Consider the following 6,838-nt stretch of genomic DNA (forward strand, 5'->3'; position numbering starts at 1 on the left):
GATCAGGACGTCCTGGGCGTCGATGACCAGGTGGCACACCAGGTCGCGGACGAGCCAGCCGGTGCAGCCGGACGGGCGTTCCATGTCCTCGTCGGAGAGGTCCTCGACCGCCGCGCGGAGCGCCGTCCAGGAGCGCGAGAAGAGATCCACTTCGGCAACGTAGTGGCGGACCGGAGCGGCGGTCGAGCGCATTTCACGCCTTGACCGTCGTGGCGGGCGCCTCCGCGGGGGTGGCGGGTGCCTGCGGTGGGCGGCGCAGGACGAGGGCGGAGACGGCGAGCGCGGCGACCAGCAGGCCCGCGGAGACGCCGAACGCCAGGTGGTAGCCGCCGGCGAGCGCGGTGGCGGCGTCCCGCCCGTCCGCCCGGAGGGTCTCGGTGCGGGACGCGGCGAGCGTGGTCAGGACCGCGACGCCGAGCGCCATCCCGACCTGCTGGACGGTGTTGAACAGCCCGGATGCGACGCCCGCGTCGTCCGGGCGGGCGCTGGACATGCCGAGCCCCGTCAGCGACGGCAGGACGAGCCCGCCCCCGGCGATCAGCACGAACACCGGGAGCAGGTCGGTGACGTAGTCGGCCTGGACGGGGATGGTCGTGAGCCATGTCATGGCGCCTATGAGGAGCGCGAGGCCCGCCATCAGGACGGCGCGCTCGCCGAAGCGGTTCGACAGGCGTGCGGACGCCAGCAGCGACACCGCGCCGATCAGCACGGCCGCCGGGAGCATCGCCAGGCCGGTGTCGAGGGCGGAGTAGCCGAGGATCTGCTGCATGTAGAGGGCGACGATGACCTGGAACGCGAACATCGCGGAGAGGGCCAGCAGCTGGACGACGTAGGCGCCGGACACGTTGCGGGAGCGCAGGATCCGCAGCGGCATCAGCGGGGTCGCGGCGCGGGCCTGGCGGATGAGGAAGGCGGTGAGGAGGCCGAGCGACGCCGCTCCGAGGCCGAGGGTGTGCGTGGAGATCCATCCGTGGCTCTCCACCTTGACGATCGTGTAGATGCCGAGCATCAGCCCCGAGGTGACGAGCAGCGCCCCGGCGAGGTCGGCCCCGGCGGACAGGCCGAGGCCGCGGTCGCGCGGGAGGGCCGGGAGCGCCAGGAGGATCGTGGCGAGGCCGATCGGCAGGTTGATGAGGAAGATCCAGTGCCAGCTCAGGGCGTCGGTGAGGACCCCGCCGAGGACCGACCCGATGGACGCGCCCGCGGCGCCGGTGAAGCTGAAGACGCCGATGGCCTTCGTCCGCTCGCGGGAGTCGGTGAACAGCGTGACCATGATGCCGAGGACGACGGCGGTCGCGAGCGCGCCGCCGATGCCCTGCAGGAACCGGGCGATGATCAGGACGGCGGACGACGTCGCCGCGCCCGCGAGCACGGACGCCGCCGTGAACACCGCGTTTCCGGTGAGGAAGAGCGTGCGGCGGCCGATGAGGTCGCCGAGGCGTCCGGCGAGGAGCAGCAGGCCGCCGAGGGGGATCAGGTAGGCGTTCATCGTCCAGCTGAGGCCGGCGGGCGTGAAGCCCAGGTCGTCCTGGATGGCGGGCATGGCGACGGTCACGATCGAGCCGTCCAGGATGGTCATGAGCATGGTGGACGACAGCACGCCGAGGGCGGCCCAGCGGGAACGGAGCGGTGCGGGAACGGTCATAGGAGAGACCGTAGCAGATAGTTTTGTTGCAGACGATCCTTATCGGACCTACTTTGTGCGTTCGCGGGCCCGGCGTACCGGCTTCGGGCTCTCGGACGGCGTCGCCAGGTGGTCGGTGACCAGGGTGTTCAGCGCGCGGAGCAGCACCTCGCGGTCCTCGCGCGGGAGGGAACCCAGGGCCGCCTCGTGGACGCCGTCCACGATCTGCTGGCTGCGTGCGGCGACGCGGGCGCCCTCGTCGGTGACCGCGATGACCCGGGCCCGCCGGTCCTTGGACGACGGCCGCCGCTCGGCGAGCCCCGCCTTCTCCAGGGCGTCCACCGTGACGACCATCGTCGTCTTGTCCATGTCGCCGATCTCGGCCAGCTGGATCTGGGTGCGCTCCTCTTCGAGCGCGTGCACGAGGACGCAGTGCATGCGCGGCGTCAGCCCGATCTCGGCGAGCGCCGCCGTCATGCGGCTGCGCAGCACGAGGCTGGTGCGGTCGAGGAGGAACGACAGGTCGGGGCTGGTGCGGGCGGGGGCCATCGACGTCATGCCACCAGGCTACCCAATGGTTTCGTTCTAGATTATCTGCGATCGGCTGCATTTCGTGGTCTATCCTGGACGGCATGAACCGCAATGCGTTTCAGGACTGGTGGCCGTCCTAGGACGGCCGACACCCACGCATGCCCTCGGGCCGTCCACCGGACGGCCCTTTCTCTTCCTCGGTGACGCGGCCGCTCCGGCGGGACGGCCCGGACGACCGATCGAGGAGAGAGACCATGGAAACCACCCCCGATGGCGGCGGGCCGCGCGCCGCCGAAGAGCGGAGCCGCGAGCTTGAGGAGCGCATCGCCGCCGAGCCCGGCGCGTTCCGGATCCTGACCGGCGACCGTCCGACCGGGCCGCTGCACCTCGGCCACTACTTCGGCACGCTCGCGAACCGGGTGCGGCTCCAGCGGGCCGGTGTGGAGCTGTTCGTGCTGGTCGCCGACTACCAGGTCCTCACCGACCGGGACGTCGCCGACCGTCTGGACGAGTACGTCGAGGGCCTGGTCGCCGACTATCTCGCGGCGGGGATCGACCCGTCCACGGCGACGATCTTCCGGCACAGCGCCGTGCCCGCGCTGAACCAGCTCATGCTGCCGTTCCTGTCGCTGGTGTCGATCGCCGAGCTGAACCGCAACCCGACCGTGAAGGACGAGATCGCGTCGTCGCGGCAGGCGGCGGTCAGCGGGCTGATGTTCACCTATCCCGTCCACCAGGCCGCCGACATCCTGTTCTGCAAGGCGAACCTCGTCCCCGTCGGCAAGGACCAGCTCCCCCACCAGGAGATCACCCGGACGATCGCGCGCCGCTTCAACGAGCGTTACGCGCCGGTGTTCCCCGTCCCGGACGCGCTGCTGTCGGCGGCGCCGAGCCTGCTCGGCACGGACGGACAGAAGATGAGCAAGAGCCGCGGCAACGCCATCGCCCTGTCGGCCGGGCCGGACGAGACCGCCCGGCTGATCAGGCGCGCGGTGACCGACGACGACCGGCACATCACCTACGAGCCCGGCACGCGTCCCCAGGTGTCGACGCTGGTGCAGATCGCCGCCCTGTGCCAGGGCCGCGACCCGCACGCCGTCGCCGCCGAGATCGGTGACGGGGGCGCCGCCGCGCTCAAGAAGGTCGTGACCGACTCCGTCAACGAGTTCCTCCGCCCGATCCGCGCCCGCCGCGCCGAGCTCACCGCCGACCGGACGTATCTGCGCCGCGTCCTCGGTGAGGGCGAGGAGCGCGCCAACACGATCGCCGATCGCACCCTGGAGGAGGTCAAGGCCGCCATGGCCTCCTAGCGCGGCTGACGACGCGGCCGACGCCCGCTAGCGCGGGGCCAATCCCTGGAGGACGGCTGTCACGAGGTCGTCCACGACGTCCACGGAGACCTCCCGCGCGATGCCCCCGCCCTGGAACAGGACCGACAGCACCGACTCGTGGCAGGCTCCGACGATCATGGAGGTGGCGGCGCCGACCCGGGCGTCCGGGGCGAGGCGGCCGAGGTCGCGTTCGGCCCGCAGGTAGGCGGCGAGCCGGCGGTTCCAGTCCTCGTCGCCGCCGCTCAGCTCGGCGAAGCGGGCGAGGACGTCCGGCTGGGCGAGCAGTCCGGCGAGGGCGGGCAGCAGCGCGTTGTGCACGGCCAGCCCGTGCCGGACGTAGGCGCGCAGGTTCTCCTCGACCGTCCCGGTGCCGGGCTCGGGCAGCGGGCCGAGCCCGGCACCGGCCGACTCCGCGCGGGCGCGCAGCGCGTGCGCCAGCAGCTCCTCCTTGCCCGCGAAGTGGTTGTAGAGCACGCCGTCGGCGACCCCGGCCGCGCGGGCGATCTCCCGGACGGTCGGCACCGCCGCGCCGCGCTCGGCGAGCATCCGCTCGGCGGTGGCGATCAGGTGCTGGCGCAGGGTGCGGTCTCCGGCGCGCAGCGCGGCCGCTTTTCGGGGTGACATCACCCCGAATCGTAATGAGGGCGCCCGGCTTGGCTCATCGGCGCGCCGTGACGAGCCAGGCCGCGCCGCGCATGCGGACGGCGCCGTCCCGCTCGAAGGGGCGGATCGCGTCCTCCAGCACGTCGGCGATCTCGTCGCCCTCGCCGTAGTTGTAGCGGATCGGGCCCCATCCGGCGTAGAACTCGGCCACGTCCCGGGCGTCCGGTCCGAGGATCTGCTCCGCCTCCAGGCGGCGGCAGGAGACGTCGGCGAACCCGGCCGCCGTCAGGATCTCGCCGACCCGCTCCGGATCGGACAGCGACAGCGGCCCATGGTCCCCGGTCGCGGGCGCGCCGCGGGCGGGCAGCGAGGCGAGCGCCCCGAGGACGGCCCCGAGGTCGGTGTCGCCGAGCGGCGTCATCGACAGGAACGCCAGCCGCCCGCCCTCGCGCAGCGCCTTCCGGACGTTGGCGAACGCGGCGACCTGGTCGGCGAAGAACATGACCCCGAACCGGCTGATCGCCGCGTCGAAGGCGCCCTCCGCGAACGGGTACACCTGCACGTCGCCCTGCTCGAACGTCACGTTCTGGACGCCCTCCTCCTCGGCGAGGGCCCGGGCGCGGGCGAGCATCGGCGCCGACAGGTCCACGCCCGTCGCGCCGCCGTCCCGGGCCCGGCGGGCGGCGAGCCGGGTGGCCTGCCCGTTCCCGCAGCCGATGTCGAGGACGCGATCGCCCGGCCCGATCGCAGCGCCGTCCAGCAGGGGCTCGTTGAACACGCCGTTGGCGGCGTCGTACCGGTCGTGGTGATCGGCCCAGTGGCGCCCCTCGTAGCCGTTCCACGCCTCCGCCTGATGGACGTTGACGATCTCCACCATCGCTCCCCTTCCGCATTATGAACACATGTTCATGAACATACGTTCACGATGCGGCCACCGTCAAGAGCGCCGGAGAGGATAGAACGGAATTGTTCGTTCCCTTAAAGTGGTGGCATGGAGACCACGGCACCGGCGCCCATGAGCGGGCGCAAAGCGCAGGCGGCACGCAACGACGAGCTGATCCGGGAGGCGGCGCGGACGGTGTTCACCGCCGATCCCGGCGCGCCGATCTCGGCCGTCGCCGAGCACGCCGGGGTCGGGATCAGTGCGCTGTACCGCCGCTACAAGAGCAAGGAGGACCTGCTCCAGAAGCTCGCCGACGACGGCATGGACCGCTACCTCGCCCAGGTGGAGGCCGCGCTGGACGATGACGGCGACCCCTGGGACGCGTTCGCCGGGTTCATGCGCCGCTGCCTGGACATCGGCGCCGGGTCGCTCACCATGCGGCTCGCGGGCAGCTTCGAGGTCACCGAGGAGATGAGCCGCAAGGGGCAGGCGATCCACCTCGCGACGAAGCGGCTGCTGGAGCGGACGCAGGAGGCGGGCGCGCTGCGTCCCGAGATCGAGGTCGGCGACATCTCGGTGATGCTGGAGTACCTGCACTCCATCCGGATCGGCGACGATGAGCGCATGAACCAGCTGCAGCACCGCTACCTGGCGCTCATGCTCGACGCCCTGCACCTGACCGGAAGGGAGGAGCTTCCGGGCCCTCCTCCCACCTGGCAGGAGCTTCGGGGACGCTATGACGGCTGACCACCGGCCCGTGCTCGGGCGGCGGGCGCTGAACCGGGCGCTGCTGGCCCGGCAGCTGCTGCTGGAGCGGCACGCGATGCCCGCGCTGGACGCGATCGAGCACCTCGTCGGCATGCAGTCGCAGGCGCCGAACCCGCCGTACATCGGGCTGTGGAGCCGCCTCGCGGGCTTCGACTTCGGCGAGGCCGGCGAGCTGATGACCGCCCGCCGCGCGCTCCGGATCGTCCTGATGCGCGGCACGCTGCACCTGGTCAGCGCCCGCGACGCCCGCGCGCTGCGGCCGCACACGCAGGCCGTCCTGGACAACTACCTGAAGTCCCGGGCCGCGGATCTGGACGGCATCGACCTCGACGCGGTCGTCGCCGAGGCGCGGCGGCTGCTGGCGGAGGAGCCGCGCACCGACAAGGAGCTGCGGACACTGCTGGCGGAGCGGTGGCCGGACGACGACGCCGCGCTGCTCGGCTGGGCCGTCCGGCTCCGGCTGCCGCTCGTCCAGGTCCCGCCGCGCGGCATCTGGGGCGCCTCGGGCATGGCCCGGCACACGACGCTCGACACGTGGCTGGACGGCGACACCCCGCCCGTCCTCTCCCTGGACGATCTCGTCCTGCGCTATCTGGGCGCGTTCGGGCCGGCGAGCGTGCAGGACGTGCAGCACTGGTCGGGCCTGACCCGGCTCGGCGAGGTCGTCGAGCGGCTCGTCCCCCGGCTGGTCGCGTTCCAGGACGAGAACGGCCGCACGCTGTACGACCTGCCGGACGCGCCGCGTCCGGATCCGGACGTCCCGGCGCCGGTGCGGTTCGTCCCCGACTTCGACAACCTGCTGCTCTCGCACGCCGACCGGGCCCGGATCATCAGGGAGGAGCACCGCAAGCGGGTCTTCACCGTGAACGGCATCATCCGGGCGACGTTCCTGGTGGACGGGTTCGTCCACGGCATGTGGAAGATCGAGAAGAAGCGCGGCGAGGCGGTGCTGCGGATCGATCCGTTCGACCCCGTCCCGGAGCGGGACCGTGCGGCGCTGGAGGAGGAGGGCCTGCGGCTGCTCGCCGCCGCGCATCCGGAGGCCAAGACGCACCGCGTGGAGTTCGCCGGACCTTAGCCCGCCCGGCGGTCAGCCCC

8 protein-coding genes are annotated in these 6,838 nt (G+C 72.3%); 3 read left to right on the forward strand and 5 right to left on the reverse strand.

Annotated features, from left to right (window positions below; translation table 11 throughout):
* From E1264_RS38165 to E1264_RS38175, 3 genes are all read right to left on the reverse strand, one after another.
* Positions 1-150, reverse strand: a 150-nt coding sequence (locus E1264_RS38165) for a maleylpyruvate isomerase N-terminal domain-containing protein (RefSeq protein ID WP_207936791.1), incomplete at its 3' end; no start/stop codon positions are given.
* 43 nt (positions 151-193) lie between these two features.
* Positions 194-1,645 carry a DHA2 family efflux MFS transporter permease subunit gene (locus E1264_RS38170; protein ID WP_132181706.1) on the reverse strand — a complete coding sequence of 484 codons (1,452 nt, stop codon included), beginning with the start codon at positions 1,643-1,645 and terminating at the stop codon, positions 194-196.
* Positions 1,646-1,693: 48 nt separating this feature from the next.
* Positions 1,694-2,182 carry a MarR family winged helix-turn-helix transcriptional regulator gene (locus E1264_RS38175; RefSeq protein WP_132181708.1) on the reverse strand — a complete coding sequence of 163 codons (489 nt, stop codon included), beginning with the start codon at positions 2,180-2,182 and terminating at the stop codon, positions 1,694-1,696.
* A gap of 227 nt (positions 2,183-2,409) precedes the next feature.
* Between E1264_RS38175 and trpS the strand changes: the two genes are divergently transcribed.
* Entirely contained in the window at positions 2,410-3,465 is a 1,056-nt protein-coding gene (gene trpS, locus E1264_RS38180; RefSeq protein ID WP_132181710.1) for a tryptophan--tRNA ligase, read from the forward strand.
* A 27-nt stretch (positions 3,466-3,492) separates the two neighbouring features.
* Here the strand turns inward: trpS and E1264_RS38185 are convergent, their stop codons facing one another.
* On the reverse strand, positions 3,493-4,110 hold the full coding sequence (locus E1264_RS38185; protein ID WP_132181712.1) for a TetR/AcrR family transcriptional regulator: 618 nt from the start codon (positions 4,108-4,110) through the stop codon (positions 3,493-3,495).
* A gap of 34 nt (positions 4,111-4,144) precedes the next feature.
* Positions 4,145-4,966 (reverse strand): class I SAM-dependent methyltransferase, encoded by an 822-nt coding sequence (locus E1264_RS38190; RefSeq protein WP_132181714.1) that lies wholly within the window; start codon positions 4,964-4,966, stop codon positions 4,145-4,147.
* Positions 4,967-5,080: 114 nt separating this feature from the next.
* Here E1264_RS38190 and E1264_RS38195 point away from each other — a divergent pair, with 114 nt between their 5' ends.
* Both E1264_RS38195 and E1264_RS38200 read left to right on the forward strand, forming a co-directional pair.
* The gene (locus E1264_RS38195; protein WP_243711424.1) at positions 5,081-5,719 is read left to right on the forward strand and encodes a TetR/AcrR family transcriptional regulator; all 639 of its coding nucleotides are present in this window, start codon (positions 5,081-5,083) and stop codon (positions 5,717-5,719) included.
* Complete coding sequence (locus E1264_RS38200) at positions 5,709-6,818, forward strand: winged helix DNA-binding domain-containing protein (protein ID WP_132181716.1); 1,110 nt, start codon at positions 5,709-5,711, stop codon at positions 6,816-6,818. The genes E1264_RS38195 and E1264_RS38200 overlap by 11 nt, the downstream gene beginning before the upstream one ends.
* Positions 6,819-6,838 lie beyond the last annotated feature (20 nt).

The organism is Actinomadura sp. KC216 (genome assembly GCF_004348535.1).
Taxonomy (GTDB): Bacteria; Actinomycetota; Actinomycetes; order Streptosporangiales; family Streptosporangiaceae; genus Spirillospora.

What these genes read in the sequence shown, in the direction of transcription:
- E1264_RS38170 (WP_132181706.1), bottom strand. Translation starts at nt 1,645, where the DNA reads ATGACCGTTCCCGCACCGCTCCGTTCCCGCTGGGCCGCCCTCGGCGTG.
- E1264_RS38200 (WP_132181716.1), top strand. Translation starts at nt 5,709, where the DNA reads ATGACGGCTGACCACCGGCCCGTGCTCGGGCGGCGGGCGCTGAACCGG.
- E1264_RS38175 (WP_132181708.1), bottom strand. Translation starts at nt 2,182, where the DNA reads ATGACGTCGATGGCCCCCGCCCGCACCAGCCCCGACCTGTCGTTCCTC.
- E1264_RS38195 (WP_243711424.1), top strand. Translation starts at nt 5,081, where the DNA reads ATGGAGACCACGGCACCGGCGCCCATGAGCGGGCGCAAAGCGCAGGCG.
- E1264_RS38185 (WP_132181712.1), bottom strand. Translation starts at nt 4,110, where the DNA reads ATGTCACCCCGAAAAGCGGCCGCGCTGCGCGCCGGAGACCGCACCCTG.
- E1264_RS38190 (WP_132181714.1), bottom strand. Translation starts at nt 4,966, where the DNA reads ATGGTGGAGATCGTCAACGTCCATCAGGCGGAGGCGTGGAACGGCTAC.
- trpS (WP_132181710.1), top strand. Translation starts at nt 2,410, where the DNA reads ATGGAAACCACCCCCGATGGCGGCGGGCCGCGCGCCGCCGAAGAGCGG.